The 1,396-nt window shown below is 27.4% G+C and carries 1 protein-coding gene; it reads left to right on the top strand.

Annotated elements, in window-relative coordinates:
* Positions 1-155 precede the first annotated feature (155 nt).
* Entirely contained in the window at positions 156-1,127 is a 972-nt protein-coding gene (locus O9267_RS14395; RefSeq protein WP_298180791.1) for a hypothetical protein, read from the top strand.
* Positions 1,128-1,396: the final 269 nt, after the last annotated feature.

Below are 1,396 nucleotides of genomic sequence, written 5' to 3' on the forward strand. Positions count from 1 at the left end.
AGCAATGGCTTGGCATGGGATTTATTTATAAAACTAAATTTTTGAAACTAAATTTTTGTTATATTTGTGATGGTTAGTGAGCAAATTACGCCACTGCCAGAAGCAGCAAAACGTTAACTGATATTATCTGAAAACTGAACGGAAAATCAAAACAAATGAAAAAAAAACTAATCATTTTATTTATATTATCATCACTTTTTAGTTGTGAATCACAAATTAACCGCGATTTAAAAATTAAAAACGAAATGAATTCAAAACCAGGAAAAAATGAAACAAAATTTGCTGGAACTAGAATATCAATCCAAAAACCAAACGATTACGAATTAGTAGATAAACTGTTAAGAATCCAAAAAAACTCAAAAACTTACATTCAGGTTTTTGAAGTACCAAATTCTAGTTTTAAAGATTCAAAATCAAAAATTACAAAAAACTATGAGGATGCAATTTCAAGTGGGAATCTTCCAAAAGAATTCTACAAGAAGGAATTTAAATTTAATGGAAATGATGCAATACTTTATTATGGTGCTGATAAAAATAGTAATTCCGAACAAATCGCTCTCGGTTTTGGAGACAATGAATTTTCTGTAATTGTTTATGCAGTTTTTCCAGAAAATGAAATTGAAACGAGGGAAGAAATTTTGAAAACAATTTTTACAATAAAACTAAATAAAGAACAAAAAGTAGAACCACAAAATTTGCAGAATTTTACTTTAGACACAAGCAAAACAGAATTTATTATTGCGGGTAATATGTCGCAAATGTTTATTTATAATCTAAACGGTAAAATTGACCCAAATAATGTTTTCGAAAATCAAATCATTGTTTCTGTTCTTCCAAATGCGGACGGAAAAGAAACGCTGAAAAAATATTCACTTGATATGATACAAAAACATAAAAAAAGTGGAATTGAAGTTTCAAATTTAATAGAAAAAGAAATTTTAACCAAAGATTATTTTGGTTATGAAATATACTTTGACGGAAAGTATAATGGAAAATCAAATTCAGTTTATCAACTTGTTATTGGGAATGAAAATAGTTCTGTTGCTTATTCCGGTATAGTTTATGACAGAAAAGAAGAACTAATGAAACAAATAAAATTAATATCAAAAACATTGAGAATAAAATAACATCAGTTAACAGCAGTTACAAGAAATTGCTAGGCATGGGATTTATCAGAAATGGTAATTGTTGAATCAAAGTTTTGTCTATATTTGTAATTGTCAGTGAATGAAGTACGCAACTTCTTGTAGCTGCGAAACGTTGGTGGAAATGCCAAAAAATCTCGGTAAAAAGAAAAATTATCAAAATATTTGCAAAATGTTATCTAATTGAATAACTTTGTCGAATGAATGGAAAATTTATCAGAGAAGTTATTTATTACGAAGATTATTATCTT

This window comes from Flavobacterium sp. (assembly GCF_027531705.1).
Taxonomy (GTDB): Bacteria; Bacteroidota; Bacteroidia; order Flavobacteriales; family Flavobacteriaceae; genus Flavobacterium.

Excerpts from the sequence above, each read along its gene's own strand:
- O9267_RS14395 (WP_298180791.1), top strand. The coding sequence starts at position 156 with ATGAAAAAAAAACTAATCATTTTATTTATATTATCATCACTTTTTAGT.